26 protein-coding genes are annotated in these 26,033 nt (G+C 71.4%); 12 read left to right on the top strand and 14 right to left on the bottom strand.

Annotation, left to right across the window (positions count from 1 at the left end; translation table 11 throughout):
• Both Raf01_RS34325 and lpdA read right to left on the bottom strand, forming a co-directional pair.
• Window positions 1–98, bottom strand: a 98-nt coding sequence (locus Raf01_RS34325; protein ID WP_203922253.1) for a biotin/lipoyl-containing protein, incomplete at its 3' end; no start/stop codon positions are given.
• A gap of 52 nt (window positions 99–150) precedes the next feature.
• Entirely contained in the window at window positions 151–1,533 is a 1,383-nt protein-coding gene (gene lpdA, locus Raf01_RS34320; RefSeq protein WP_239134188.1) for a dihydrolipoyl dehydrogenase, read from the bottom strand.
• A 170-nt stretch (window positions 1,534–1,703) separates the two neighbouring features.
• On the opposite strand from lpdA, the gene Raf01_RS34315 reads away from it, so the two are divergent.
• Window positions 1,704–2,030, top strand: coding sequence for a hypothetical protein (locus Raf01_RS34315; RefSeq protein ID WP_203922238.1), 327 nt, complete (start codon window positions 1,704–1,706; stop codon window positions 2,028–2,030).
• A gap of 156 nt (window positions 2,031–2,186) precedes the next feature.
• Here the strand turns inward: Raf01_RS34315 and Raf01_RS34310 are convergent, their stop codons facing one another.
• Window positions 2,187–3,731, bottom strand: coding sequence for a leucyl aminopeptidase (locus Raf01_RS34310; protein ID WP_203922237.1), 1,545 nt, complete (start codon window positions 3,729–3,731; stop codon window positions 2,187–2,189).
• Between the two features lie 272 nt (window positions 3,732–4,003).
• Here Raf01_RS34310 and gcvT point away from each other — a divergent pair, with 272 nt between their 5' ends.
• Entirely contained in the window at window positions 4,004–5,146 is a 1,143-nt protein-coding gene (gene gcvT, locus Raf01_RS34305; RefSeq protein WP_203922236.1) for a glycine cleavage system aminomethyltransferase GcvT, read from the top strand.
• A gap of 55 nt (window positions 5,147–5,201) precedes the next feature.
• On the opposite strand, the gene Raf01_RS34300 is transcribed toward gcvT, so the two are convergent.
• The gene (locus tag Raf01_RS34300; RefSeq protein ID WP_239134187.1) at window positions 5,202–5,990 is read right to left on the bottom strand and encodes an adenosylcobinamide-GDP ribazoletransferase; all 789 of its coding nucleotides are present in this window, start codon (window positions 5,988–5,990) and stop codon (window positions 5,202–5,204) included.
• The gene (locus Raf01_RS34295; protein WP_203922235.1) at window positions 5,983–7,782 is read right to left on the bottom strand and encodes a bifunctional adenosylcobinamide kinase/adenosylcobinamide-phosphate guanylyltransferase; all 1,800 of its coding nucleotides are present in this window, start codon (window positions 7,780–7,782) and stop codon (window positions 5,983–5,985) included. The genes Raf01_RS34300 and Raf01_RS34295 overlap by 8 nt, the downstream gene beginning before the upstream one ends.
• A 139-nt stretch (window positions 7,783–7,921) precedes the next feature.
• Between Raf01_RS34295 and Raf01_RS34290 the strand changes: the two genes are divergently transcribed.
• Both Raf01_RS34290 and Raf01_RS34285 read left to right on the top strand, forming a co-directional pair.
• Window positions 7,922–8,122, top strand: coding sequence for a hypothetical protein (locus Raf01_RS34290; RefSeq protein ID WP_203922234.1), 201 nt, complete (start codon window positions 7,922–7,924; stop codon window positions 8,120–8,122).
• Between the two features lie 7 nt (window positions 8,123–8,129).
• The gene (locus Raf01_RS34285) at window positions 8,130–8,918 is read left to right on the top strand and encodes a site-2 protease family protein (RefSeq protein WP_203922233.1); all 789 of its coding nucleotides are present in this window, start codon (window positions 8,130–8,132) and stop codon (window positions 8,916–8,918) included.
• A gap of 175 nt (window positions 8,919–9,093) precedes the next feature.
• Here the strand turns inward: Raf01_RS34285 and Raf01_RS34280 are convergent, their stop codons facing one another.
• The gene (locus Raf01_RS34280; protein WP_203922232.1) at window positions 9,094–10,092 is read right to left on the bottom strand and encodes an aldo/keto reductase family protein; all 999 of its coding nucleotides are present in this window, start codon (window positions 10,090–10,092) and stop codon (window positions 9,094–9,096) included.
• Window positions 10,093–10,204: 112 nt separating this feature from the next.
• The gene (locus Raf01_RS34275; protein WP_239134186.1) at window positions 10,205–11,809 is read right to left on the bottom strand and encodes a WG repeat-containing protein; all 1,605 of its coding nucleotides are present in this window, start codon (window positions 11,807–11,809) and stop codon (window positions 10,205–10,207) included.
• A 207-nt stretch (window positions 11,810–12,016) separates the two neighbouring features.
• Here Raf01_RS34275 and Raf01_RS34270 point away from each other — a divergent pair, with 207 nt between their 5' ends.
• On the top strand, window positions 12,017–13,312 hold the full coding sequence (locus Raf01_RS34270) for a hypothetical protein (protein ID WP_203922231.1): 1,296 nt from the start codon (window positions 12,017–12,019) through the stop codon (window positions 13,310–13,312).
• A 181-nt stretch (window positions 13,313–13,493) separates the two neighbouring features.
• Here the strand turns inward: Raf01_RS34270 and Raf01_RS34265 are convergent, their stop codons facing one another.
• The gene (locus tag Raf01_RS34265) at window positions 13,494–14,054 is read right to left on the bottom strand and encodes a helix-turn-helix domain-containing protein (protein WP_203922230.1); all 561 of its coding nucleotides are present in this window, start codon (window positions 14,052–14,054) and stop codon (window positions 13,494–13,496) included.
• Between the two features lie 74 nt (window positions 14,055–14,128).
• Here Raf01_RS34265 and Raf01_RS50650 point away from each other — a divergent pair, with 74 nt between their 5' ends.
• Together Raf01_RS50650 and Raf01_RS34255 are read left to right on the top strand one after the other, a co-directional pair.
• Window positions 14,129–15,028, top strand: coding sequence for an AzlC family ABC transporter permease (locus Raf01_RS50650; RefSeq protein ID WP_275413112.1), 900 nt, complete (start codon window positions 14,129–14,131; stop codon window positions 15,026–15,028).
• Window positions 15,022–15,330 (top strand): AzlD domain-containing protein, encoded by a 309-nt coding sequence (locus Raf01_RS34255; RefSeq protein ID WP_203922229.1) that lies wholly within the window; start codon window positions 15,022–15,024, stop codon window positions 15,328–15,330. Before Raf01_RS50650 ends, Raf01_RS34255 begins: the two co-directional genes overlap by 7 nt.
• Here Raf01_RS34255 and Raf01_RS34250 read toward each other — a convergent pair whose 3' ends face one another.
• From Raf01_RS34250 to nadA, 3 genes are all read right to left on the bottom strand, one after another.
• Window positions 15,331–15,942, bottom strand: a complete 612-nt coding sequence (locus Raf01_RS34250; RefSeq protein ID WP_239134197.1) for a DUF3043 domain-containing protein — start codon at window positions 15,940–15,942, stop codon at window positions 15,331–15,333.
• A gap of 255 nt (window positions 15,943–16,197) precedes the next feature.
• Entirely contained in the window at window positions 16,198–17,523 is a 1,326-nt protein-coding gene (gene murA, locus Raf01_RS34245) for a UDP-N-acetylglucosamine 1-carboxyvinyltransferase (RefSeq protein ID WP_308442684.1), read from the bottom strand.
• 155 nt (window positions 17,524–17,678) lie between these two features.
• Window positions 17,679–18,845, bottom strand: a complete 1,167-nt coding sequence (nadA, locus tag Raf01_RS34240) for a quinolinate synthase NadA (protein WP_239134185.1) — start codon at window positions 18,843–18,845, stop codon at window positions 17,679–17,681.
• Window positions 18,846–18,912: 67 nt separating this feature from the next.
• On the opposite strand from nadA, the gene Raf01_RS34235 reads away from it, so the two are divergent.
• The 3 genes from Raf01_RS34235 (at window position 18,913) to Raf01_RS34225 (ending at window position 21,698) form a co-directional block, all read left to right on the top strand.
• A complete protein-coding gene (locus tag Raf01_RS34235) occupies window positions 18,913–20,034 on the top strand; it encodes a glycerate kinase family protein (protein ID WP_203922225.1) in 1,122 nt (373 codons plus the stop codon).
• Between the two features lie 171 nt (window positions 20,035–20,205).
• The gene (locus tag Raf01_RS34230) at window positions 20,206–20,571 is read left to right on the top strand and encodes a HesB/IscA family protein (RefSeq protein ID WP_203922224.1); all 366 of its coding nucleotides are present in this window, start codon (window positions 20,206–20,208) and stop codon (window positions 20,569–20,571) included.
• Window positions 20,572–20,723: 152 nt separating this feature from the next.
• Window positions 20,724–21,698: a carbohydrate kinase family protein gene (locus Raf01_RS34225; protein ID WP_203922223.1), complete on the top strand. Its 975-nt coding sequence runs from the start codon at window positions 20,724–20,726 to the stop codon at window positions 21,696–21,698.
• 76 nt (window positions 21,699–21,774) lie between these two features.
• On the opposite strand, the gene Raf01_RS34220 is transcribed toward Raf01_RS34225, so the two are convergent.
• From Raf01_RS34220 to Raf01_RS34210, 3 genes are all read right to left on the bottom strand, one after another.
• Window positions 21,775–22,833: a glycerophosphodiester phosphodiesterase gene (locus Raf01_RS34220; RefSeq protein ID WP_239134184.1), complete on the bottom strand. Its 1,059-nt coding sequence runs from the start codon at window positions 22,831–22,833 to the stop codon at window positions 21,775–21,777.
• Between the two features lie 116 nt (window positions 22,834–22,949).
• Complete coding sequence (locus tag Raf01_RS34215) at window positions 22,950–23,183, bottom strand: sulfurtransferase TusA family protein (protein ID WP_203922221.1); 234 nt, start codon at window positions 23,181–23,183, stop codon at window positions 22,950–22,952.
• The gene (locus Raf01_RS34210) at window positions 23,180–24,361 is read right to left on the bottom strand and encodes a cysteine desulfurase family protein (RefSeq protein WP_203922220.1); all 1,182 of its coding nucleotides are present in this window, start codon (window positions 24,359–24,361) and stop codon (window positions 23,180–23,182) included. Before Raf01_RS34210 ends, Raf01_RS34215 begins: the two co-directional genes overlap by 4 nt.
• A gap of 89 nt (window positions 24,362–24,450) precedes the next feature.
• On the opposite strand from Raf01_RS34210, the gene ctaC reads away from it, so the two are divergent.
• Both ctaC and Raf01_RS34200 read left to right on the top strand, forming a co-directional pair.
• A complete protein-coding gene (gene ctaC / locus Raf01_RS34205) occupies window positions 24,451–25,356 on the top strand; it encodes an aa3-type cytochrome oxidase subunit II (protein WP_239134183.1) in 906 nt (301 codons plus the stop codon).
• Window positions 25,357–25,393: 37 nt separating this feature from the next.
• The gene (locus Raf01_RS34200) at window positions 25,394–25,816 is read left to right on the top strand and encodes a cytochrome c oxidase subunit 4 (RefSeq protein ID WP_203922219.1); all 423 of its coding nucleotides are present in this window, start codon (window positions 25,394–25,396) and stop codon (window positions 25,814–25,816) included.
• Window positions 25,817–26,033: the final 217 nt, after the last annotated feature.

The following is a 26,033-nucleotide window of genomic DNA, read 5'->3' as shown; positions in this document are numbered from 1 at the left end:
TCGGCCTCGACCTTGTCGCCGACCTGCTTGAGCCAGCGGGTGACGGTGCCCTCGGTGACGCTCTCCCCGAGTTGCGGCATGGTGACCGATACCGGCATGTCCTGTGACTCCTTGGATTGTGTCTTGTTTTCGGATCGGTCCCGGGGCGGCTCAGCCGTGCACGTGCAGCGGCTTGCCGGCCAGCGCCAGGTGTGCCTCGCCGAGGCCCTCGCTCTGCGTCGGGTGCGGGTGGATGAGCTGGGCGACCTCGGCCGGGAACGCCTCCCAGTTGTAGATCAGCTGCGCCTCGGAGCTCAGCTCGCTGATCCGGTCACCGACCATGTGGACGCCGACCACCGGACCCTCGGGTGCCCGTACGAGCTTCACGAAGCCCGACGTCTTGAGGATCTGGCTCTTGCCGTTGCCGGCCAGGTCGTAGGTGAGCGTCTGCACGCCGTCACCGTACAGCTCACGGGCGCGGGCCTCGGTGAGACCGACCGAGGACACCTCCGGCGAGGTGTAGGTGATCCGGGGGATGCCGTTCTCGTCGATGGGAGCCGGGTTCAGGCCGGCGATCTCCTCGGCCACGAAGATGCCGTGGCCGAAGCCGCGGTGCGCCAGCTGGAGACCGGGGACGATGTCGCCGACCGCGTACACGTTCGGCAGGTTGGTACGCAGCCGGTCGTCGGTGAGGACGAAGCCGCGCTCCATGTTCAGGCCCTGCTCCTCGTATCCGAGGTTGGCCGTGGTCGGGCCGCGTCCGACGGCCACCAGCAGCAGCTCCGCCTCGAAGGTTTCGCCGCCCTGGATGGTGATCTTGACGCCGCTATCGGTGCGCTCGACCGTCTCGAACGGCTTGCCCGTCTTGAACGTGATGCCGCGCTTGCGGAACGCCCGCTCCAGCGCCTTCGAGCTCTGCTCGTCCTCGGGCGGCAGCAGCCGGGGCAGCGCCTCGATGATCGTCACATCGACGCCGAACGACTTCCAGGCGCTCGCGAACTCGCAGCCGATGACGCCGCCGCCCAGAATCACCACGGAACTGGGAACGTGGTCCAGGTTCAGCGCGTGCTCGGAAGTGATCACCCGCTCGCCGTCGACGTCCAGGCCGGGCAGGCTCTTGGAGTACGAGCCGGTGGCCAGGATGAGGTTGCGGCCGGTGACCCGCTGGCCGTTGACCTCGACCGTGGTCGGACCGACCAGCCGGCCCTCGCCCTCGAAGACGGTGACCTTGTTGGCCTTGAACAACCCCTGCAGGCCCCGGAAGAGCCGGGAGACCACGGAGTCCTTGTAGGCGTTGACGCCCTTCATGTCGATGCCGTTGAAGCCCACCTGCACACCGAACTGCTCGCCCTCGCGGGCCAGGTCGGCGACCTCACCGGCGTGCAGCAACGCCTTGGTCGGGATGCATCCGCGGTGCAGGCAGGTGCCGCCCAGCTTGTCCTTTTCGATGAGCGCGACGGACAGACCCAGCTCCGTCGCTCGGAAGGCCGCCGCGTACCCGCCGCTGCCACCGCCCAGAATGACGACGTCGTAACTGTTGGTCTCGTCGGTCACGTGCTCTCCCAGGGAAGCGCGGCTCTGCGTGTATGGAGAGAGGTCGCCCCCTGCGCGGGGCAACCGCCTCGGCCATCTTGTCACTACCCTGATACGGCTGCGACGTGAGGTGCGCAACGACACGTTTGGGCGGCGTACCCTTTGCCCAAAGGCCGGGGAGGAGAAGACGGGTGGCCTGGTTCCGACGCCGGGGTGGATCTGCGACGGCATCCACCGATCGGGCGGCGTACCGCGTTGATCTTGAATATCTTGAGCAGTTTGTCCGGTCCCGCCGTGGTGTCGAGGCGTTCCTGGAGCCTCGCACGACGGTCACCGAGAATACCGTGATCTTGATCGCGCACGACGGGGAGTGGACCAGGCGACGGGTGCCGAACCCGGAAAGCGCCCGGCAGTTCGCCTTCAAGCTGAGCATCCCGGTCTATGACGTCCGGCTGGTCGGCTATCCGCAGCGGATGCGCGACTACAACCAGCGCCGCAAGGCGGCCGGCAACAGCTAGGCCGGCCGGGCCCACCGCTGGGCAACGGGTCGGCCGCGCGCTGGCTAAGCGCGCTGGCTAGAAAAGCATCGGCGTCCCGGGCACGCGTGCCCGGGACGCCGGATCGTTTCGGTCCTGCTTCGCGACTCTGCTCGGCCGCTTCTGCTCCGCTGGCCCCTACTCCGCGGCGATGCGGTCGATCAGCTCCAGCAGCGTGCGGACCGGTACCCCGGTGCCGCCCTTGGACAGGTACCCGGACGGCTCGCCGGAGTTGTAGCTCGGACCGGCGATGTCGATGTGCGCCCAGTCCACGCCGTCGGCCACAAACTCGGACAGGAACACACCGCCCTGCAGCATGTGGCCGGCCCGGTCCATCGCGCTGTTAACCTGCGAGATGTCCGCGACCTCGGAGTCCATGCCCTTGCGCACGTCATCGGGCAGCGGCATCGGCCAGGCCGGCTCGCCGACCGCGTCGCCGGCCTCCTGCACCCGAGCGCACAGCGACGGGGTACCCATGACACCGGCGACCCGCTTGCCCAGCGCGATCACCTGGCCGCCGGTCAGCGTCGACGTCTCCAGCAGGTAGTCCGGCTCATCCTCGCAGGCCCGGGCGATCGCGTCGGCCAGGATCATCCGGCCCTCGGCGTCGGTGTTGAGTACCTCGACCTTCTTGCCGCTGTACATGGCCACCACGTCGCCCGGCCGGTACGCCGACCCGGACACCATGTTCTCCGCGATCGGCACGTACGCGGTGACGGTGACCTTCGGCTTGAGCTCGGCGACCGCCAGCAGGGTGGCCGCGACCGCCGCCGCACCGGCCATGTCCGACTTCATCTCCCACATGCCCTGCGCTGGCTTGATCGAGACCCCGCCGCTGTCGAAGGTGATGCCCTTGCCGATGAGGGCCACCTTCTTACGGGAGCCCCGGCTCGGCGAGTACGAGATGCGGACGAACCGCGGCGGCGCCTCGGAGCCCTGGCCGACCGCGATGATCCCGCCGTACCCGGCCTTCTTGAGCGCCTTCTCGTCGAGCACCTCGACGGTCAGGCCGGCCTTGCGGGCGGCGTCCGCGACAGCCGTGGCGAACGCGGGCGGGCGCAGGTCGTTGGGGGCGGTGTTGACCCAGTCCCGGGTCTGTGTCACCGCCCGGGCCACGGCCGCGGCGCGCTTGAGTTCGGCGCGGAACGTCTTGTCGGCGGCGTCCGGTACGTGCACCGACACCGCGCCCACCGGCGCCACCCGGGCCGGGGTCGACTTGTACGCGGCGAACCGGTACCCGCCGAGCAGCGCGCCCTCGGTCAGCGCCCGCAGCGCGGCGACGTCGCCGTCCGGCTCCTCGGAGACGGGCAGCGCCAGGGCGATCTTCGGGGTACCCGCGAGTGCCCGCACCGCGTTGCCGGTTGCCCGCCGCAGCGTCTCGGGGGACGGCATCGCGCCGGTGGGCTCCGGGCCGAGCCCGACGGCGACCACCAGTGGCGCGCTGATCGTGCCGAGGGTGGCCATCTTGGTCACCTCTCCGGTGGCACCGGTCGCGCCGAGGAGCACCAGCGTGTCCACCAGTCGCCCGTCGAACGCGACGGCGATGCTCTCCGCGCCGGAGGCGAGCAGCAGCGGTGCCGGGGCGTCGGGGCTCTGGCTGTAGACGCCGATCACGATGGCTCCGACCGCCAGTTCGGCCGGGTCGGTATCGATGAGGTCGAGCGTCGCAATGCTGGTAGTCACGCGTTATCTCCAGGGATGTCAGTGCAGGCTTGCGTCGATGCTAGCCATCGTGGCCGGTCACGTGCGCCGGACGGGCCGATCATGCCCTTCCGGAACGGGACGGAACCCTCTCCGAACCGGGCGGGAACCCTTTCCCGGGGGCCGGTCCGGGCCGGTCCGGCTCGGCGCGTCTGGTGCCGCGCCGGGACCCGGGCCAGTCGTTCGACCAGTCTGGCTCGGCGCGTCTGGTGCCGCGCCGCGACCCAGACCAGTCGTTCGATAGGTTGCCCAGCATGTCCTCTCAAGAGGCGGCTCACACCGCAGACACTGCCCAGGAATCCCTGCTCGAATCCCCGTTGCGGGAGCGGCATGTCGCCCTCGGTGCGAAGTTCGCCGCGTTCGGCGGCTGGAACATGCCGCTGGAGTACGCGGGCGGCGGCGTGTTGAAGGAGCACGCGGCGGTACGCGAGGCGGTCGGTGTGTTCGACGTCTCACACCTGGGCAAGGTCTCGGTGGCCGGGCCCGGCGCCGCCGAGTTCCTCAACGGGTGCCTGAGCAACGATCTGGGCCGGATCACTCCAGGCCAGGCGCAGTACACACTGTGCTGCGACGACCGGACCGGCGGCGTGGTCGACGACCTGATCGCCTACCTGCGCGGCCCTGACGAGGTGTTCCTGATCCCGAACGCCGCCAACACCGCCGAGGTCGTACGCCGGCTGGTCGCCGCCGCGCCGGCCGAGATCAAGATCACCGACCGGCACCGGGACTTCGCGGTACTGGCCGTGCAGGGGCCGGGCTCCGCCGCCGTACTGGACGGGCTCGGCCTGCCGTCGGCGCACGGGTACATGAGCTTCGAGACCGCCGCGCTCGCCGGCACCGAGCTGACCGTGTGCCGCACCGGCTACACCGGCGAGCACGGGTACGAGCTGGTCGTCCCGTGGGACCGGGCGGTCGCGGTGTGGGACGCGCTGCTTTCCGCCGGGCAGCCGCACGGCATCCGGGCAGCCGGCCTGGCTGCCCGGGACACGCTGCGCACGGAAATGGGATACCCGCTGCACGGCCAGGACCTGTCGCTGTCCATCACGCCGTCACAGGCCCGGGCCGGCTGGGCGGTCGGCTGGAAGAAGCCGGCGTTCTGGGGCCGTGACGTGCTGCTGGCTGAGCGGGCGGCGGGACCCGCCCGGGTACTGCACGGGTTGCTGGCGCTCGACCGGGGGATCCCCCGGCCGCACATGGCGGTGCTGCGCGGCGACGAGCGGGTCGGCGAGGTGACCAGCGGTACGTTCTCGCCCACCCGGCGGGTCGGCATCGCCCTGGCGCTGCTGGACTCGTCCGCGGGGCTGACCGAGGGCGACGAGGTGGAGTTGGACGTGCGCGGCCGGCGCTCACGCTGCCAGGTGGTCAAGCCCCCCTTCGTCACTCCCTCGGTGCGATGACGACCGGATGCTGACCCGCCACGAGGTGGCCGCGGACTCAACCTAGGACCAGCGCTCAGCCTAGGACCAGCACGAGGTACGCGACGCACGCCGCGACCTCGACGAGCGCGCCGAGTACGTCGCCGGTGATCCCACCCAGGCGTCGTACCGCGTGACGGTTCAGCAGGATGCTCACGCCGGCGGCGAGGACCACCGCGACCGGACCCTGCCACGGCCGGCCCGGTACCGCGAACACCGCCAGTACGGCCACCGCGAGCGTGCCCGCGGCCAGCGCGGGGACCCCGACCGTACCGGCGACCAGCGCGCCCAGCCCGGCCGGCCGGGCCGCCGGTACTCGGCGCCGGCAGGCCCAGGAGACGGCCAGCCGGCCGGTGGCGGCGGCGGTCGCGACCCCGAGCACCAGCGCGGAAGCCGTTCTGCCGGCCAGGGCGGCCACGCCGGCAGCCTGGACTAGCAGGCTCAGCGCGATGGCGGCCACCCCGAACGGGCCGACTTCCGGACTCTTCATGATCTCCAGAGCCCGCTCCCGCCCCGCGTACGAGCCGAGCCCGTCCACGGTGTCGGCCAGCCCGTCGACGTGCAGCCCCCGGGTCAGTACCACGCCGAGCGTGACGACCACGGCGCCGAGTACCAGCGACGGCGCCCGAAGTTCGCGCAACCCCAGCGCCACGCCGCCGAGTACGGCGCCGAGCACCGCGCCGACCAGCGGCGCGGCGGACATCGCGACGCCCGCCGCGGCCCGGTCCGCCCGGCCGGCCCGCAGCGGCAGCACGCTGAACGTGGTCAGCGCCAGGCGCACCCCGGCGACCAGGGAGCCCGGCGCCGGGCCGGCCCGGTCAGACACCGTCCACTATGGACAGCGTGGACTGGATCAGCGGGAGCGCGGCCAGCGCCGCGACGCCCTCGCCGAGCCCGAACCGCAGGTCGAGCAGGGGCGTGGCACCCAGCATGTCCGCACCCGCCTTCACAGTCGGGTGGTCGCCGTGCTCGGCGAGCAGCGTCCAGTGCCGGGTGACCGCGGAGATGTCCCGGGCGGTGACCGCGGCGGCGATGCCGACCGGCCCGTCGATCAGGACCGGTACCCGCCGGGCCGACGCCCCGATCAGCACCCCGACCCCGACCGCGATGTCCTCGCCGGCCAGCGCGGCCAGCACCGCGCGGGCGTCCCGGGCCTGGCCCCGCATGCCGCGCAACGCGTCCCGGATAGCGCCGCACCGGACCATCCACGCCTCGTCGTCGATCTTCCCGCCCGGCTGGTACACCCGGGGAAGCAGGGCGGCCGGTCCGGCCGTCACGTTGGCCGCCACGACCGCCGCGGCGGCGGCATGCTGCCCGGCTCCGGCGGCAGCCAGCACGATCAGGTCGGTGCCCTCGTCGATCGCGGCGTCGGCCAGCCGGAGGCCCTCCCGCAGTGCCGCGTCCACCCGGGTGGGCGACGCCGCCAGTCCGTCCTCGATAGGTGCGGCCACCGGAGTGCGACCCGGCCCGCCGAGGTCGACCACCTCCAGGCGCGCGCCGGCCTGGGTGGCCAGCAGACCGAGCGGGCCGGCGCCCTGCCGGGACTGCCGCACGCGCTCGGCCCAGTCGTCCGGGTTGTCGCCGGCCGCCACGCCGCCGGCGTGGTCGCCGTGCAACAGCAGTACGCGTACCGAACCGAACGGCCTCGGGCTGGCCGTGCCCTGGACACCGGCGGCGAACGTCGCGGCCCGGGTCAGGTTGCCCAGGCCGGGGCCGGCGATGTTGAGCGCGGCGAGGCGTTCCCCGGCGGCGCTGGCGGCCTCCTCGTCTGGCAGCGGCAGCGTCCCGTCCAGCTCGATGACCACGCCCTGCGGCTGATCCTTGAGGGTGAGGAGGGAGCCGGACAGCGACCTGGAAGGCACTGCGGTCTCTGCCGGGACCGGCTCGGTCACCGCCGGCTCGGATGCCGCCGCTTCGGGTACCGCCCCCTCGGCGGGCGCCGCTGTGGGCGCCGCGGTGGCGGTGAGCGGTTCAGCCGGCGGCACCGGCTCGACCGGCGGCACCGGCTCGGCGGGCGAGACGGCGACCGAGACCCCGGCCGCCGGCACCGGCACGGCGGGCGTGCCAGCCGGAGCCGGCTTGAGCCAGCCGGGCTGACCGGCGACGACCAGGACCACCCCGTCACACGCCTCCGCCAGCAGCCGGTTCGCGCTGCCCACCGCGTCGGCGAAGGCCCGTCCGGACTCGGTCGCCGGGATCACCGACATCCCCACCTCGGGGCTCACGATCACCACGCGGGCAACGCAGTCGCGTACCGCGCCGACCAGCTCGGTGACGGCCCCGCGCTCGGTACCCGCCGACCATCCGGCCTCCTCGAGGACGGCGGTCAGCCAGCCACCGAGATCGTCGATCAGCAGCGTCTGGTCCGGCTTCGCGTCGGTGAGCAGGGTCATCAGTCGCCCGGGGGAGGCTCCGGTCTCCTCTGTGACCCAGGTCGCTGGTCGGCGACCGCGGTGCGCGTCCAACCTGGCCGCCCACTCCGGATCATCGGTAGCGGGAGTGGCGGTGGCCACATACCTGACCTCGGTGGCGCCGTTGACCAGGGATTCGGCAAACTCGGACTTACCGGACCGGATTCCGCCGAGCACGAGAATGGTGTGGTACCCGTCGAGCGACATGCTCGTACCCTATGTTCCTCGTACGCGCTGGACCCGCCCGGCTCCACCGTCCGCACTAAGCTTGCGGGACCGGCCGTATGCGATGCCGGCCGCGGCGCTGCGCGGGTGGGTCGGCGCGTGACGAAGGGGAGAGCCAAGGATGTCGTGGACCTGGCGGTACGAGGACGGCGACGGTCAGTCGGTCGACGGCCCCGGTGAGACGTTCACCAGCCAGGCTGACGCGGAGTCGTGGATCGGCCAGAGCTGGCGGGAACTGGTGGCCGGGGGCACGACGACCGCTCTCCTGGTGGAGGACGGCCGGGTGGAATACCGGATGAGCCTGCTCCCCGCGGGCGAGTGAGGTTCCGGTGAGCTACCGCACGGGCCGCCGCCTCGCGATCGGGGTCCCCCGAGGCGCGTCCCGGCCCAGCCCGATCTTCCTGGGCATCCTGGCCGTGTTCTTGATCAGCGGCTGGATGACCTGGGCCAGGTACGGCTCGATACGGCTGGACGCGTTCCTGTTCGTGGTCGCCGGCTGGGTGCTGTCGCTGTGCCTGCACGAGTTCGCCCACGCGCTGACCGCGTACCGGTCCGGAGACGTCAGTGTCGTGCAGAAGGGCTACCTGACGCTCAACCCGGTGAAGTACACCCACACCCTGCTGAGCGTGGTGCTTCCGCTGGTCTTCCTCGTCCTGGGCGGCATCGGGCTGCCCGGTGGCGCGGTGTGGGTCGACCACACCTACATCCGCGGCCGGGTCAAGGACACCCTGATCAGCCTGGCCGGCCCGGGGATGAACGTGGTGTTCACCGCCGTACTGGTGATCCCTTTCGCGTTCGACATCGACATGTTCGCGCACATCGAGTTCTGGTCGGTGTGGGCGTTCCTCGCGTTCCTGCAGCTGACCGCGAGCGTGCTCAACCTGATGCCGATCCCCGGCGTCGACGGCGGCAACGCCCTGCGGCCCTGGCTGTCCCACGACTGGCGGCGCGGGTTCGACGCCGTCGCACCGTACGGCATGCTGATCTTCTTCGCCCTGCTCTGGCAGCCGAGCATCAACCGGGTCTTCTTCGACGTGATCGACCGGCTGGCGGAGCTGATCGGCCTGCCGATCTTCCTCGCCTCGTCCGGCCAGTCGCTGTTCATGTTCTGGCGCTGACGCGTCTCAGGTTCTGGCGCTGACGCGTCCAACCGCCCGCGTCGCGCCTCCGGGCGGCACGCCCCGGTCCGGAGGGTTCCGGACCGGGGCGGTGTCAGCGAGCGACGCGCTCAGCGGCGAGCGGCGGGGCCTTCGGTATGGGATCCAGACCGGGGCGCGCCCGCGCGCGACGCGCTCAGGGGCGAGCGGCCGGGCTTTCGGTCTTGGCCGGGTCGCGCTCGACGATCGGGTCGAGGATCTCGTCGATCGCCTTGAGCAGCTCCGCGTCCAGCTTCACGCCCGCGGCCTTCACGTTGTCCTGCAGCTGCTCCGGCCGGGTCGCGCCGACGATCGCCGAGGACACGTTCGGGTTCTGCAACACCCAGGCCACCGCCAGCTGGGCCATGCTGAGCCCGGCCTTCTCGGCGATCGGCTTGAGCTGCTGGACCCGGGCCAGCACGTCGTCCCGCAGGAACCGGCGGATGAAGTTCGCGCCGGACTTCTCGTCGGTGGCCCGCGAGCCCTCCGGTGCCGACTGCCCCGGCAGGTACTTGCCGGTCAGCACACCCTGCGCGATCGGGGACCAGACGATCTGCCCGACGCCGAGCTCCTCCGAGGTCGGGACGACCTCGGCCTCGATGACCCGCCACAGCATGCTGTACTGCGGCTGGTTCGACACCAGCTGGATCTTCAGCTCGCGGGCCAGGTCGGCCGCGGCCCGGATCTCGCTGGCACGCCACTCGGACACGCCGATGTAGAGCGCCTTCCCGGCGTGCACGATGTCGGCGAACGCCTGCATCGTCTCCTCGAGCGGCGTCGAGTAGTCGTACCGGTGCGCCTGGTACAGGTCGACGTAGTCGGTCTGCAACCGGCTCAGCGATCCGTTGATCGACTCCTGGACGTGCTTGCGGGACAGGCCGCGGTCGTTGGCGCCGGAACCGGTCGGCCAGTAGACCTTGGTGAAGATCTCCAGGCCCTCGCGGCGCTGCCCGTTCAGGGCGCGGCCGAGAACCGACTCCGCGCGGGTGCCCGCGTAGACATCGGCGGTGTCGAAAGTGGTGATACCGAGATCGAGTGCGGCGTGCACACAGGCGGTAGCCTGCTCCTCCTCGACCTGGGAGCCATGGGTGATCCAGTTGCCGTAGGAGATCTCGCTGACCATGAGGCCGGATCGGCCAAGGTGTCGATATTGCATGGCAAGACCCTATCGGTCGACGTCGACGGCGGCACGTGCGACCAGTCCGGCTCGGCGCGTCTGGCGCCGCGCCACGACCCGGACCAGTCGTCGGCAGCGATCACGATCCGGCTCACAGCATAGGGCGGGCGTCGACCAAGAGCCGATCGATCTCCTCGGTGACAGCCATCCGGCTGGGATGGCTCGGCGTGATCAACATCCGGCCGCGGCGGTCCAAGGCACCCCAGCGGTGTGCCCCGTCGGTGATGAGGAACGCCACCGGGTGGATGACCAGTGCCGGGTGTACCGGCTCGACCAGCACCCGTCCGGCCCGGTCCACCACGCCCTTGCGGCCGCCCAACTCCACCACGGCCAGCCCCTCGTCGGAGAAGCCGTCGATGTAGCGCCCGTCCGACAGGGCGGTGGCGAACGAGTCGTACCGGAACGGGACCACCGCCCGGCCGATGCCGTCCACCGCACCCCAGCGACCACCCCGCCGTACCGCGGCCATCCCGCGCCGGAACGGGCGGACGTCCTCGAAGCCGGTCGAGATGGTCACCGTGTTGGCCTTGTCGATGCCGATCCACCGCGCGGTACCGTCCCGGGACACCCAGGCCAGCCCGTCGGAGAAACTGCTCACCCCGAGGTACCCGGCGTGCGCTGGGATCAGGGTCTCGCCCGCCTCATCGATCAGCTCCCAGGATTCCTGGCCGGGCCGCTGCACCCAGGCGACCGAGTCCCGGAACGGCTGCACGTCGGAGTACACCGCCGCGACCCGGGTCTCGCCTTCCGCGTCGGTGAAGCCCCACAGGCCGGTCTGCTCGTCCAGCGCCGGGGTCGGTGGCCGGCGGATCTGCAGGATCTCCTCGCGGGTACGCGGGTACGGACCCCAGTCGTTCTCGGCCACCTTGCGGAACACCGCGTCCAGCGCCAGCTCGGTGTGCGCGATCATTTCGGGGTCTTCGGTCTTGCGCAGTTCGAGGGCCTTCTCGAAGTGGATGCACGCTTCGATGTACCGCCCCTGGTCGTAGGCGCACTTCCCGGAGTGCTGGTACATCGTGGCCCGCAGCCGGTCCGGCAGCTCGGTCGAGTTGGCCAGCGTGAACAGCCGGTCGGCTTCCTCGAACTCCCCGCGCCACTGGAGCACGTGGGCGAGCCGCGCCTGAGCGATCGCGATCCGGCGCAGCTCGCCGGTCGCTTCCGCGTGGGCCAGCGCCAGCTTGCCGTCGGCCTGTGCCTTCTGCAGGTCGCCGAGGATGCGGGACACCACCGCGCGCAGGCTCAGCAGGCGCGCTCGGGGAGCGTTGTCCTCGTGCCCGTTGAGCTTGACCGTGAGCAGGTCCCTGATCTCCAGGAGCCGTTCCTCTTCGCCGTCCACCTTCTCCCGCAGGGTGTCCGGATCGAACACCCAGTCCCAGGTGGCCAGGGTCTGCTCGGGGTCGGTCGCACCGGCCGGAGCGGGCTCGTCCGACGGCGGCCCGGAGACGGGGAACGGGGGCGCCGAGACCGGCGGAGCGGACACCGGCGGCGCCGAGACCGGCGGGGAGCTGACCGGTTCGATCGGCCCGATGTCCGGCGGGGCGCTGACGACCGGCGGTGCCGGCGGCTCGTACCGGAGGCCGCCGGGCGGGGTGGGCGCGGTGAGCGCCTCGACGATGTCCGGGCGCAACCCGGCGGGGATGCCTTCGGCGCCGGTGAACACCTCGCCGGGGCGGGGGAGTCGGGGCTGCCGCTGCACCCGGGGAGCGGGCGCGGGACCGGGCGGGGGACCGACCGGTACCGATGCCCGTCCGGCACCGCGCGGCCGGCCCTCCCCACCGCGCCGGTCGCTTCCCGGCCTGCGGTCACCACGGCCCCGGCGGTCGGCTGCGGGCCGGCGGTCGTCGTCCCAGGAGTCCTCGTCGCTCCGGCGGTCGTCAAGCCGGCGATCCCCGGACGGGCGGCGGTGGTCGTCTTCCCAGCGAGCGTCGTCTTCCCGTCGGTGGTCGTCCTCCCGGCGGTGGTCGTCCTCCCGGCGGGCGTCGTCGTCCCAGCGGTCCTCGTCCGCGAACCGGTCGTCCGGATGGCGGTCACCGGGTGCTCGGCGATCTACCGGTCGCCGGTCGCCTGCCGGCCGTCGCTCGACGCCGGGTCGTGCGTCGCCGCCGCGGCGCTCACCGCTCCGGTGGTCGTCGTCCAGCCAGCGGTCGTCGACCGGGCGGCGCTCGCCTTCCGGGCCACGTTCGCGGCGATCGTCGGCGGGCCGGTGTTCGTCGACCGGCCGGCGTCCGGCGGGGCGGCGATCGCGGCGCTCATTGCCGCCGCGGCGGTCACTGGCCCGGTGGTCGTCGTCAGCCCAGAAGTCGTCGTCCGCCCACCGGTCGTCGTCCCAGTGGTCGTCGTCGTCCCAGCGATCCCCGCCGGCTCGGCGATCTTCCGCGGGTCGGCGGTCTTCGGCGACCCGCCGGTCCACGGGCCCACGGCGGTCGTCGTCCCAGCGGTCGTCGGGCCGTCTACGGTCGTCGGGGCCTCGGCGGTCGTCAGGTGCGCGGCGGTCGTCGGGGCCTCGGCGGTCGTCAGGTGCGCGGCGGTCGTCAGGCCCCCGGCGTTCGCCCGCGGTCCGGCGCTCGCCGCCGCGACGTTCGTCCCGCGGACGGCGTTCGTCGATGGGGCGGCGCTCGTCAACGGGACGGCGCTCGTCGATCGGACGGCGCTCGTCACTGCCCCGACCCTCATCGGCCGCCCGGCGTTCGTCCAGCGGGCGGTCGTCAGGGGAGCGATCGTCGGTGGGGCGGCGGACGTCGGCGGGTCGCGGATCGTCACCGGGTCGGCGCCTGCCAGTGGGCCGGCTGGTGAACCGGACCGCGGACGACGCTTCGATCGGGGGCATGGGAGGCCCACCGACCCGGTCAGGCTCGCGATCCGTCGAGGCTCCCGGCCGAGCGACCCCGCGGGCCCGCCCGTCACCGGCTCCGGGCCGCAGTCGACCCTCCTCGGCCTCATCCTCGTCGAGGATTTCCTCGCGATCGTCCGTGGAGTCCTCCGGCGGCCGGCGGCCCGGCCGCCGCCCGCCCGGTCGCGGGCTGGACTCGGCGTCTTCGTCTTCCGGCGCGACCCGGGCCCACTGCATGGTCGGCACGGTCGCCCACGCCGGTCCGGCCGGCCTGCGCCGGTCCTCGGCGTGATCGTCGCGCTCGGTCACGCAGTGCCACCTCGTCGGTCGAAAACGCGTCCAGCAAAGCATAAGAACCGGGTGAAGTGACTCGGCCCGGTCGCGAAAGGAGGGTACGGCGTGGACAGCGGCACCGCCAAGATGATGCGGCGGGTACCGTCGAGCCCCCAGTACCATATCGGACTTTGATCGGGCTGGTTAGTGCGGGATTCCGGCGTTATCCGCTGTATCGGCACGCTGCGCCGATCGCGGCCGTCGGCGTGTCGCCCGCTCAGCGGTGCTCCATCACCAGCACCGCCCAGGTGCCCGGCTCCATCGCCTCATAGGCGTGCGGAACGTCGCCGGCGAACGCGGCATAGTCTCCCGGACCCAGCTCGACCACCTGGTCGGCCGGGCCGGTACGGACCCGTCCGGCCGCCACGATCAGGTGCTCGACCGTACCGGGGATGTGCGGCTGGGCCTGCCGGTGCTCGGGCCCGGGCTCCAGGGTGATGACGTAGATGTCTCGCCTGCCGTGCGGCGGGCCGGCCGCCAGCAGGCTACCGGTGAAGTGCGCCCGCTCCGACGGGACGAGGGGACCCTGCCCGGCGCGTACCACCCGCACCGGAGGGGCCGGCGGCTCGACCAGTTGGCTGAACGGCACCCCCAGCGCCACGGCCAGTGCCCACAGCGTCTCCACGCTGGGATTTCCGGCACCCGACTCGAGCTGGGACAGCGTCGACTTGGCGACGCCGGCCCGCCGGGCTAGCTCGGTCAGCGACAGCCCGGCACGCTCACGTTGCTCGCGCAGCGCCGCCGCGATCGCGGCCAACGGTGGCCCCGGTACGGTCATGTTCGCTCCAGCGGTCAGATCGTTCGATTTGACGAACACCTCGGTTGTGTTCATCATAAGAGACCATGCGTGCGATGTGGCGAACGGCAGACCGGGCGCTGATCCGGGACATCGCCGCGATCGTCGCGGCCGACTGCTTCGTCGGGATGTCCTTCGGTGCGATCGCGGTCGCGAGCGGCCTCCCGCTCTGGGCTGCGGTGGCGATGTCCATCCTGATCTTCGCGGGTGGCGCGCAGTTCCTCGCGGCCAGCCTGGTCGCGGCCGGCAACCCGGTGGCCGCCGTACTGGGCGGATTGCTGCTCAACGCGCGGCACCTGCCGTTCGGGATGGCGGTCGGTGACGTGCTGGGCCGCGGAGCCACCCGGCTGGCCGGCAGCCACATCATGGTCGACGAGTCGGTCGCGTTCGCGCTGGCACAGCCCGATCCCCGGAAGCGCCGCGCCGCCTACTGGCTGACCGGCGTCGCCCTGTTCGTCGCGTGGAACGCCGGCGGGCTTGTCGGCGCGATGGTCGGCAGCGCGATCGGCGACCCAGGCACGTTCGGGCTGGACGCCGCGTTCCCGGCCGGCCTGTTCGCGCTGCTGCTGCCGACGCTGATCCGGGCGCGGGATCAGAGCGCGGCGGCGCCGGCCCGTCCGGCCTCGACCGGTGGCGCTCCGGCGGGTGACGGGACGGCGGGCGGTGTCACGGCCGGCGGTGTCGCGGTCGGCGGTGTGACGGCCAGCGGTGGCGCGGCCGGCAGTGTCACGGTCGACGGTGGCGCGGCCGGCAGTGTCACGGTCGACGGTGGCACGGTCGGGGACGGCTCCGGGACAGGTCGTGACCCTGCGGCCCCTTGGGTGGCGGGTGCGGGGGCGCTCATCGCCGTGGCGGCCACCCCGCTGGTACCGGCCGGGCTGCCGGTACTGCTGGCCCTGGCCGCCCTTGGCCTCGCGTTCGTGGTACCGGTCCGGAAGGCGGCCGTCACATGCTGATCGTGGTGATCCTGTTGCTGGCCGCCGGGACGTACGGGTTCCGGCTGGGCGGGGCGCTGCTGCGCGAGCGGGTCGTGTTGCCCGCTCCGGTCGCCCGGTTGCTGCCGCTCGCGGCGGTGGCTCTGCTGGCCGCGCTCGTGGCCACCTCGGCGTTGACCGAGGGGCATGGCTTCGTGGGCGTCGCCCGACCCGCCGGGGTACTGGCCGGTGCCGTGGCCGCGTGGCGCAGGCTGCCGTTCATCCTGGTCGTGGTGATCGCCGCCGGTACCGCCGCGCTCCTGCGCTTCGCCGGGGTCAACTAGCTAGATCCGCTGACCGATCTTGACCCGCGGCTTCGGTACCCGCATGAAGCGGAAGCTGATCGACCGCATGATCGTGTAGAAGTACAGCGAGCCCCAGCGCTCATTGGCGTCGGGGTGCCGTTCCCGGGCCAGCTTGCGGATCTTGCGGATGACGAACGCGCTGTCCACGAACAGCGCCACGATCATGAACAGGAACAGCAGGTTCGCCGCAGCCTGAACCGTGCCGGGCATCGACTGCAGCGATCCGATCAGGATGGCGATCAGCACGAAGATGAAGATCGTCCCGACGTTGATCCGGGAGTCGATCACGTCCCGCGCGAGCGCCCGGATCGGTCCCTTGTCCCGCGCGGACAGGTAGCGCTGGTCGCCGGCCATCATCCCAGCGCGCTGCTCCATGCGATCCTGCCGCTGCTTGTCCCGGCTCCGCTTGAGTGCTTCCTTGCGGGTGGCTGGGGCAGCCGCGGCCGGCCGTCGCCCGGCGATCACCCGCTTCGGGGTCGCCTCCCCCTTCTTCGGGGTGTAGGACTTCCGCTGGGCAGCCTCGGCCTGCTCGTCGGTCACCGCCTCGGCGGTCTCGTCGACGGGCTCTTCAACGGGCTTGCGTCGGAACATGGATGGCACGCCATGAAGGGTAGCCGACATCGGACACGGCCGGCCGCCGGCCGGCGCACTCGGCAAAGCCGCTGCCCAGAGCCGTCGCGGGTGCTCTCGGACCTTCGGGAGCACCCGGTTTCACCGGCCCGCGCGGGGCCAGCGGTCGCCGGGTTGTCGGTGCAGCGGCGGGCGTACACCCGGAGGGCGGCCGGCGGCCGCCGGTTGTCGCCGCCGCGCTCGGCGTGTGCCAGGAGCGCGGCAGCGGCTCGCCGGTCAGGCGCGCTCGGCGTGCGCCCCGAGCGCGGCCAGCTTGGCGTCGAAGTCCTCGTACCCGCGGTTGATCAGGTTGACTCCGAACACGTGCGAGGTGCCCTCCGCGGCCAGCGCCGCGATCAGGTGACTGAAGCCGCCGCGCAGGTCAGGGATCACCAGGTCGGCCGCGTGCAGCTTGCTCGGGCCGGCGATCACCGCCGAGTGCTTGAAGTTGCGCCGGCCGAACCGGCACGGGGTACCGCCCAGGCAGTCCCGGTACACCTGGATCGTCGCGCCCATGGTGTTGAGCGCGTCGGTGTAGCCGAACCGTCGCTCGTACACCGTCTCGTGCACGATCGACAGGCCCCGGGCCTGGGTCAGCGCGACCACCAGCGGCTGCTGCCAGTCGGTCATGAAGCCGGGGTGCACGTCGGTCTCCAGGGCGACCGCGCGCAGCTCGCTGCCCGGGTGCCAGAACCGGATCCCGCCGTCGGTGGGGGAGTCGTTGACCTCGAACGCGCCGCCGACGGACGTGAAGACGTTCAGGAACGTCATCATGTCGACCTGCCGGGCGCCCTTGACCGTGATGTCCCCCTGGGTGGCCAGCGCGGCGCAGGCCCAGCTGGCCGCCTCCAGCCGGTCCGGGATCGGCCGGTGGTTGTATCCGCGCAGCTTGGTGACGCCCTCGATCTCGATCACCCGATCGGTGTGCACCTTGATGATCGCGCCCATCTTCTGCAGGATGCAGATCAGGTCGATGATCTCCGGCTCGACCGCGGCGTTGCGCAGCTCGGTGACGCCCTCCGCCCGTACCGCGGTGAGCAGCACCTGCTCGGTCGCGCCGACGCTCGGGTACGGCAGCTCAAACTTGGTGCCGTGCAGCCCGTTGGGCGCGGTCAGGTGCAGCCCCTGCGGAGTCTTGTCGACGATCGCGCCAAACTGCCGCAGTGCGGCCAGGTGGAAGTCGATCGGCCGGTCGCCGATGTGGCAGCCGCCCAGGTCGGGGATGAACGCGTGGCCGAGCCGGTGCAGCAGCGGACCGCAGAACAGGATCGGGATCCGGCTCGAACCCGCGTGCACGTTGATCTCGTCGATCTCGGCCGTGCCCACGTTGGCCGGATCGAAGACCAGGCCGTTGCCCTCTTCGATCACTTTGACGCCGTGCAGCTCCAGCAGCCCGCGGACCACCTCGACGTCGCGGATCCTCGGTACTTCGGCGAGCCGGCTCGGCGTATCACCGAGTAGCGCGGCCACCATGGCCTTCGAAACCAGGTTCTTGGCACCACGCACAGTGATCTCACCGTGCAGTGGCGCGCCGCCGTGCACCTTGAGGACGTCGTTCGTCACACGAACCTCCAACGCGGATTCCTGGCCACGCTTCCGCTGAGAAATGGCTTCGTTACGCCGGGTGGTGGCCTTGAAGATGTGGATCAGATCTCGCGTGGGCAGCATATAAGCATCGAGGGCGTGATGTGACACACAACGGGTGGAATTACGCAGGGTTAGGGGAGGGCCAACATTTGGTCAAGGGCGAGCCGCGCGTACCGGGCGGTCTCCGGGTCCACCGTGATCCGGTTGGGTACCCGGCCCGCGACCAACTCCTCCAGTGCCCAGACGAGGTGCGGGAGGTCGATCCGGTTCATCGTGGAGCAGTAGCAGACGGTCCGGTCGAGGAACATGATCTGCTTGTCCGGGTGCGCGGCCGCCAGCCGGCGTACCAGGTTCAGCTCGGTACCCACGGCCCAGGACGATCCGGCCGGCGCCGCCTCGATGGCCCGGATGATGTATTCGGTCGACCCGACCAGATCGGCCGCCGTGACCACGTCGTGCCGGCACTCGGGGTGGACGAGCACGTTGACCCCGGGCACCAGCTGTCGGACCTGGTCCACGCTCTCCTTGGTGAACCGGCCGTGCACCGAGCAGTGCCCCCGCCAGAGGATCATCTTCGCGTCGGTGAGCTGCTCCGCGCTCAGGCCGCCTTCCGCGTTGTGCGGGTCGTAGAGCACGCAGTCGTCGAGGCCGTAACCCATCTCCAGCACGGCCGTGTTGCGCCCGAGGTGCTGGTCGGGGAGGAACAGCACGCGCTGCCCGCGGGCAAACGCCCATTCCAGGGCGCGCTTGGCGTTCGAGGAGGTGCAGACCACCCCGCCGTGGCGGCCGACGAAGCCCTTGATGTCGGCGGAGGAGTTCATGTAGGTGACCGGTACCACGGTGTCGGCGAGCCCCAGCTCGGCGAGCCGGTCCCAGCACGCCTCGACTTGCGACAGCACCGCCATGTCCGCCATTGAGCAGCCGGCGGCCAGGTCGGGCAGCACCACGGCCTGCGCGTCGGAGGTCAGGATGTCCGCGCTCTCGGCCATGAAGTGGACACCACAGAACACGATGTACTCCGCGTCCGGTCGGGCCGCGGCGTCGCGGGCGAGCTTGAACGAGTCGCCGGTCACGTCCGCGAACTCGATCACCTCGTCCCGCTGGTAGTGATGCCCGAGGACGAACACCCTGTCGCCCAGCGCCGCCTTCGCCGCCCGGGCCCGGGCGACCAGCCCGGGATCGCTCGGCGCGGGCAGATCGCCGGGGCAGTCCACCCCCCGCTCCGAGGACGGGTCGCTGCCCCTGCCGAGCAGCAGCAGGGCGGTGGCGGTCGGCGATGGTTCGACAAAGGTCGTCACGGCTAGATCGTCGCACGGCCCTGGCCGGCGTGGACCGCTCGAGAGAGTGACGTGGGAGACTGCCGCCGTGCAGGTACTCATTTGCCCGGACAAGTTCGCCGGCACGCTCACCGCGGTGGAAGCCGCCACGGCGATCGCCGACGGCTGGCGGGCCGCCGTCCCGGGTGATGAGGTGATCGCCCGGCCGTTGGCCGACGGCGGGCCCGGATTCATCGAGGTCCTCGCGACCGCCCTGGGCGGCACCCGGATCCCGGCCGCCACCGTCGACCCGCTGGGTCGGCCGGTCACCGGCGAGGTGCTGGTGCTGGGGGAGCGGGCCTACCTGGAGAGCGCACAGGCGTGCGGCCTGCACCTGGTGGAGCCGGAGAAGCGAGACCCGAAGATCACCACGTCGTACGGGCTGGGCCTGCTCATCACCGCCGCGGTGGAGGCGGGCGCGCGGGAGATCGTCATCGGTCTGGGCGGCTCGGCCACCAACGACGCGGGTGCCGGGATGCTCGCCGCGCTGGACGCCGCACCGCTGGACGCGGCCGGGTACGCGCTGCCGTTCGGCGGCGCCGCGCTGGCCGGTTGCGTCGCGCTGGGCGGAGTGCCCCGGACGCGCGGGGTGCGGCTGATCGCCGCGACCGACGTGGACAACCCGCTGACCGGGCTCTACGGCGCATCCTCGGTGTTCGGCCCGCAGAAGGGCGCGACCAGGGAGGACGTTCTGCTGCTGGACGCCGCGCTGGAGTCCTTCGCGGCGGTACTGGAGAAGGCGCTGCCCGGCTGCCCCAGTGGGCTGGCGGTCCAGCCGGGGGCCGGAGCGGCCGGCGGGTTGGGAGCCGCGATCCTGGCGCTGGGCGGCGGAATGGTGTCCGGCACCACGCTGGTACGGGAGATGACCGGCCTGGACGCCGCCATGGACGGGGCGGACCTGGTGATCACCGGCGAGGGGTCGTTCGACGCGCAGTCGCTGCGCGGCAAGCTGGTCTCCGGCGTAGCGGAGGCGGCCCGGGACCGGGGGCTACCGTGCGTGGTCCTGGCCGGCAGGGTGACCGCCGGCCGGCGTGAGGCGGCGGCGGCCGGGGTGACCGAGACGCACAGCCTGGTAGATCACTTCGGCAGCGTTGAGGAGGCGATGAGTCGGCCCGTCGAGGGCCTGACCGAGCTGGCCAGCCGGCTGGCCGGTCAGTGGTCCCGGGGCTGAGCTGGGCATGTGACTCCGGTTACCGGTGTGACCAGCGGGGCTGGGGTGAGCTACATCATCCAACCAGCGATGGGTGTCACGGGCACTCGGGCGTGCGACGATGGGAATGTCGTGCTGGCCGAGTAGCGTTGGCGCGAAGGACCAGTATCACCACGCCAGGGAGCAGGAACCGTGACCGTTACCGAGAGCGAGCAGGCTCAGACCACAGTCGTGCTGACCGACGTCGCCGCCGAGAAGGTGAAGGCGCTGCTCGACCAGGAGGGGCGTGACGACCTGCGGCTGCGGGTCGCCGTACAGCCCGGTGGCTGCTCCGGGCTCCGCTACCAGCTCTTCTTCGACGAGCGTTCGCTGGACGGCGACATCGTCAGCGAGTTCGGCGCCGGCGAGGGCGCCGTGGAGGTCGTGGTCGACCGGATGAGCGCGCCATACCTGACCGGGGCGACGATCGACTTCGCCGACCGGATCGACGCCCAGGGCTTCACCATCGACAACCCGAACGCCACGGGCTCGTGCGCCTGCGGCGACTCGTTCCACTGATCTGACCCATCCGGCGCCGGTCGCGACCGACCCGCGCCCGATCAGACCTACGGCGGCCGTGCCCTGTTTTCCGACAGGCACGGCCGCTCTGGTGTTGGCAGGTACGCTGTCCGGGCCCATTGCCCGCCGTACCCAATTTTCGGAGTGCCGCGATGAAGATCGCCGTCACCGGTTCAATCGCCACTGACCATCTCATGCACTTCCCCGGCCGGTTCGCCGAGCAGCTTCTTCCCGACCAGCTCCACAAGATCTCGTTGTCTTTCCTGGTCGATGACCTGGTCGTGCGGCGCGGTGGGATCGGAGCGAACATCGCCTTCGGCATGGCAGTCCTCGGCATGCGGCCGTCGCTGGTCGGTGCGGTCGGCGCCGACTTCGACGACTACCGTGCCTGGCTGGAGCGCCACGGGGTGGACTGCGCATCGGTCTACGTCAGCGAGGTGGCGCACACCGCGCGGTTCGTCTGCACCACCGACGAGGACATGTGCCAGGTGGCCTCGTTCTACGCCGGCGCGATGGCCGAGGCACGCAACATCGAGTTGGCGCCGGTGGCGCAGCGGCTGGGTGGCCTGGACCTGGTGATCATCAGCCCGAACGACCCGACGGCGATGGTGCGGCACACGCAGGAGTGCCGGCAGTTCGGGTACGCGTTCGCGGCCGACCCGTCTCAGCAGATGGCCCGGATGAATGGCGAGGAGATCCGCGAGCTCATCGACGGCGCGGCGTACCTGCTCACCAACGAGTACGAGAAAGACCTGCTGGAGTCGAAGACCGGCCTGAGCGAGGCCGAGGTCCTGGACCGGGTCGGGATCAGGGTCACCACGCTGGGCAAGGACGGCGTGTCAGTCACCGGCAAGGACATCGAGCCGGTACGGATCCCGGTGGCCCGGGAGGTCCAGGCGTACGACCCGACCGGGGTCGGCGACGGGTTCCGGGCCGGTTTCTTCACCGCCCAGTCCTGGGGCCTGGGCCTGGAGCGCAGCGCCCAGGTCGGCGCGCTGCTGGCCACGCTGGTGCTGGAGACGACCGGTACGCAGGAGTACACGGTACGGCCGGAGGAGTTCCTCAAGCGGCTGGCCGACTCGTACGGCCACGAGGCGGCCGACGAGGTCGGCGCCCACCTCTCCTGAACCCGTCCGCCCCCGTCGCTGGAGCCGGTGCCATCCGCCGGTTCCAGCGCTGCCCGGATCAGCCGGTCAGGAGTCGTCAGCCAGCGGTCAGGAACCTCGTGCGGGCGACCACGCCGATGTCGGAATGGTCGGTGAACAGCCCGTCGACCCCGGCCCGCAGGAACGCGATCTGCTCGTCGATGGCCCGGCCGAAGGCATTGGGTGCCTCGGTGACCGTGTAGTCGGCCGGCAGGAACTGGTTTTCCGCCCGGAACGTGTACGGGTGTACCGCCAGGCCGGCCGAGTGCGCGTCCTCGACCAGGCTGGTCGGGGTACCCAGCGTCCGGTCGGCCCGGCACGGGATGACCTGGTTCTTGTTCGGTCCGATGCCGGCGACGAAGCCAGCCAACTCGTGCAGGCCGGCCGGGGTCAGGTACTCGGCGTAGGTGCGCGGGTCGTCGAACGGCGCACCGGACGACGTGGTGAGGAAGATCATCGGTGCGCGCAGCCCGTGGTCGGCGTACATCGCCCGGAGGTTGTTGGCCTCGAACGACTGCACGAAGACCGGGGCGTCGACACGGTCCAGCCCCTCCCGCCGCAGGCTGTCCACCAGCGGGGTCTCGAGATCCAGGCCGAGATCGCGGAAGTAGGTCGCGTGCTTGGTCTCCGGGTACACGCCGATCTCCCGGTCCAGCTCTCCGGACAGCCGGGTGCGCAGGGCCAGGATCTCGTCGAAGGTGGGTACCTCGAACATCCCGTCGTAGAGCGTGTTGTGCTGGCGTACCTGGGGAACCCGCTCGATCGCGCGCAGCGTCTTCAGCTCGGCGAGCGTGAAGTCGTGGGTGAACCAGCCGGTGGTCGGCCTGCCGTCCACCGACATGGTGCGCCGGCGGTCGGCGAACTCGGGCCGGCTGGCGACGTCGGTGGTCCCGCTGATCTCAGGCTCGTGCCGGGCGACCAGCACTCCGTCCCGGGTGGAGACGAGATCCGGTTCCATGAAGTCGGCGCCCATCCGGGCGGCCAGCTCGTACGAGGCCAGGGTGTGCTCGGGCCGGTACCCGGAGGCCCCGCGATGGCCGATGATCACCGGTCGGCCGATCGCACGGGGCGCGCGCGACGTCGCGTCCAGCTGAAGCACTGCTGCGCGGTCTGCCACGTTTCCTCCATGGGCGGGCCCCGGCGACGGTCGCCGCATGCACCCTGCGCCGAAGTTCAGCGCCCTGACGCGTATCCGGAGCAACCGTGACGTGACGGGCAGGCAAACGATGCGAGTCAGATGACTCGCCGGACGTCGAATCCGGTCGCGTCGTCCGCTTCGACGGCGCCGAGAAACTCCTGGCCACGCAGGCGGCACCAGGCAGGGATGTCGTTCGCGGCGGCCGGATCGTCGGCCAGTACCCGCACCACCGCCCCGACCGGCACCGTCGGTACCCGCCGCGCCAGGGCGATCACCGGCAGCGGGCAGCGCTGCCCCCGGCAGTCCAGGACGTCTGGCGACTCTGTCACAGCCCGACCACCCCGGCCTCCTCGCGCAGCCGGCCGACCAGCCCGGGCAGGACGTCCAGGAACCGGTCGACCTCCTCCTCGGTGGTGTCCGGGTGCAGCGACACGCGGACATTGCCGTGCGAGAGCACACCCATCGCCTCCAGCACGTGGCTGGGGCGCAGCGTGGACGCCGTGCACGAGGAGCCCGAGGAGACGGCGAACCCGGCCCGGTCCAGCGCATGCAGGAGCGCCTCTCCGTCTACGTACAGGCAGGAGAAGGTCACCAGGTGTGGCAGCCGGCCGACCGGATCGCCCACGATCTCCACGTCCGGTACCGTCGCCGCCACCTGGTCCCGGATGCGCGCGACCAGCGCCGACAGCCGCGCGGCCTGGTCCGGCGCCGCCGCGCACACCGCCCGCAACGCGGCCGCGGCGCCCACCACGGCCGGCAGGTTCAGCGCCCCCGGCTGGTCCAGGCTGCCCGGCTCGGCGCCGGGCCACGGCGGTAGCCACCGGGTCCCCTTGCGGACCGCGAGCACCCCCACCCCGGCCGGCCCGCCCCACTTCCGTGCGCTCGCGGACAGCAGGGACCAGCCGCCCGGCACCGGCATCCGGCCCACCGACTGGGCGGCGTCGACCAGCAGCGGCACCCCGGCGCCGGCACACGCCTCCGCCACGGCCGCGACCGGCTGCACGGTGCCCACCTCGTGGCTCGCGCTGATCAGCGCCGCCACGGCCACACCAGGCGCCCGTACGGCGGCGGCGAACGCCTCGGTGTCCACCCGCCCGAGCCGATCCACCGGTACCGGCGCGGTCGGCCCCTGCCCAGCGGCGTAGAGCACCGAGGAGTGCTCGATGGCGGAGTGCGCGACGGTGGCGCCGACCCGCTGCCGGGCAACCCGGACCCCCTGCATCCCGGCCTGTGCGGCGGCGGTACCGCTGGCGCAGAACCCGATCTCGTCCGCGCGTACCCCCAGCTGCTCCGCGACCGCCTCGCGCGCCGCGTCCAGCAGCTGCCGCGCACGGCGCCCCTGACCGTACAGTTTGGCCGGATCGGCCCAGCCGTCCTCGGCGGCGGCGAGCATCGCCTGGCGGGCCACCGGGTGCGGTGGAAGGCCGGCGGCGGCATCGAAGTAGGTCTGGGCAGCCACGACACGACGGTATCGCCCCGGTACCCCCGATCCGAGCAGGAGCGGCATGGTCGAGTACTCTGCGACCGTCGGTGACGCCTTTGCCGTGCATGTGAACCAGAACAACGGGTACGGCGCTGCTAAGGAGGCAGGAGCAGGTGGTCGCAAGAGGTTCGGGGGTGCGCCCGGTAAGCCGTCGTCGTGGTCCCGTGGGCCGTCTTATCGGTCTCGGTGCCGTGGCGGTGGCGGCGGTCGTGGTGCTGTCCGGCTGCTCGGTCGACCAGGCATTCCGGTTCGGCTGGCCGATCGACGGGATCACCGACCAGTCCAAGCGGATGTTCGACCTGTGGATCGGGTCGGTCATCGCCGCGCTGGTCGTGGGTGTCTTCGTCTGGGCTCTGATCTTCTGGTGTGTGATCCGTTACCGGAAGCGTGGCGAGGAACTGCCGCCGCAGACCCGGTACAACATGCCGATCGAGATCCTCTACTCCGTGCTGCCGTTCCTGGTCATCTCGGTGCTGTTCTACTACACCGCGATCGTCGAGAGTGACGTCGACAAGATCAAGCCCAACCCGGACGTCACCGTCCACGTGGTGGCGTTCAAGTGGAACTGGGAGTTCGAGTACCCGGACGAGAAGGACAACAGCGGCCAGGTGGTCAAGACGATCGGCGCCAGCGACTACGTGCCGGTGTTGGTCGTACCGACCCACGAGCGGATCCGGTTCCTCGAGGACTCGCAGGACGTGATCCACTCGTTCTGGGTTCCCGAGCTGCTGTTCAAGCGCGACGTCTTCCCCGGCGGGGTGCAGAACAAGTTCGAGGTGACCATCGAGAAGGAGGGCGCGTACGTCGGCCGCTGCGCTGAGCTGTGCGGCACGTACCACTCCGAGATGAACTTCGAGCTGCGCGCCGTGCCTCAGGCCGAGTACGCCAAGTTCATCGCCGCCAAGAAACAGGGCATGAGTACTCCGGACGCGCTGGTGGCCGCCGGTGACCCGAACGGCCCGCTCGCGGTGAAGACGCACCCGTTCGACACATCGCGCGACAGCAAGACGGCGTCCTAGTCGAACCGGTTGCTGGAATCAGGATCGAGGAAAGCTCATGAAGAGCGAGTGGAAACTGTTCGGGTTGATCTCGGCGTTCCTGTTCATCGCGGCGATCGTGTACGGATTCTGGACCCGTGCGTCCCTGGACCACATGGACTGGATCGGTACCACCGCGCTGGTGCTCTCCGGCCTGCTGTGCCTGATGTGCTTCACGTACTTCTGGTTCGTCTCCCGGCGCATCGATCCGCGCCCGGAGGACCGGCCGGACGCGGAGATCAGTGACGGCGCCGGCGAGGTCGGCTTCTTCAGCCCCGGCAGCTACTGGCCGTTCGGTCTCGCGCTGGCCGCGCTGGTGGCCGGCATCGGCGTGGTGTACTGGCAGATCTGGCTGCTCGTGGTGGGTCTGCTCGCGGTCTTGGTGGCGACCGGTGGCCTGCTCTTCGAGTACTACTCGGGAGCGCGCCGGACCGCGGAGTAGCACCGCCTCACCATCGTTCACCCCTGGGTGGCGATCCCCAACGGGGGTCGCCACCCAGATGTGTATGGCGGTTGGAGCGGGTGGCCGGGGGGTGTGAAGGCACTCGGAGCGGGCTCAGAAGCTCCAGAAGCGTCTCGGGAGACTGGCTGTGGTCCGGGGGTGCGGGCCGTCTCCGTCTGCCGCTCCTGGTCGCCGCGGGCGCCCCCGCACGATGCGG

It is taken from the genome of Rugosimonospora africana, from assembly GCF_016862975.1.
GTDB lineage: Bacteria > Actinomycetota > Actinomycetes > Mycobacteriales > Micromonosporaceae > Rugosimonospora > Rugosimonospora africana.
Note: the sequence above shows the minus strand (reverse complement) of the source record. Positions and strands in the feature narration are given on the sequence as shown.

What these genes read in the sequence shown, in the direction of transcription:
- gcvT (WP_203922236.1), top strand. Translation starts at nt 4,004, where the DNA reads ATGTCCTCTCAAGAGGCGGCTCACACCGCAGACACTGCCCAGGAATCC.
- Raf01_RS34295 (WP_203922235.1), bottom strand. Translation starts at nt 7,782, where the DNA reads ATGTCGCTCGACGGGTACCACACCATTCTCGTGCTCGGCGGAATCCGG.
- Raf01_RS34290 (WP_203922234.1), top strand. Translation starts at nt 7,922, where the DNA reads ATGTCGTGGACCTGGCGGTACGAGGACGGCGACGGTCAGTCGGTCGAC.
- Raf01_RS34280 (WP_203922232.1), bottom strand. Translation starts at nt 10,092, where the DNA reads ATGCAATATCGACACCTTGGCCGATCCGGCCTCATGGTCAGCGAGATC.
- Raf01_RS34265 (WP_203922230.1), bottom strand. Translation starts at nt 14,054, where the DNA reads ATGACCGTACCGGGGCCACCGTTGGCCGCGATCGCGGCGGCGCTGCGC.
- Raf01_RS50650 (WP_275413112.1), top strand. Translation starts at nt 14,129, where the DNA reads ATGTGGCGAACGGCAGACCGGGCGCTGATCCGGGACATCGCCGCGATC.
- Raf01_RS34255 (WP_203922229.1), top strand. Translation starts at nt 15,022, where the DNA reads ATGCTGATCGTGGTGATCCTGTTGCTGGCCGCCGGGACGTACGGGTTC.
- Raf01_RS34250 (WP_239134197.1), bottom strand. Translation starts at nt 15,942, where the DNA reads ATGTTCCGACGCAAGCCCGTTGAAGAGCCCGTCGACGAGACCGCCGAG.
- Raf01_RS34225 (WP_203922223.1), top strand. Translation starts at nt 20,724, where the DNA reads ATGAAGATCGCCGTCACCGGTTCAATCGCCACTGACCATCTCATGCAC.
- Raf01_RS34210 (WP_203922220.1), bottom strand. Translation starts at nt 24,361, where the DNA reads ATGCCGCTCCTGCTCGGATCGGGGGTACCGGGGCGATACCGTCGTGTC.
- Raf01_RS34200 (WP_203922219.1), top strand. Translation starts at nt 25,394, where the DNA reads ATGAAGAGCGAGTGGAAACTGTTCGGGTTGATCTCGGCGTTCCTGTTC.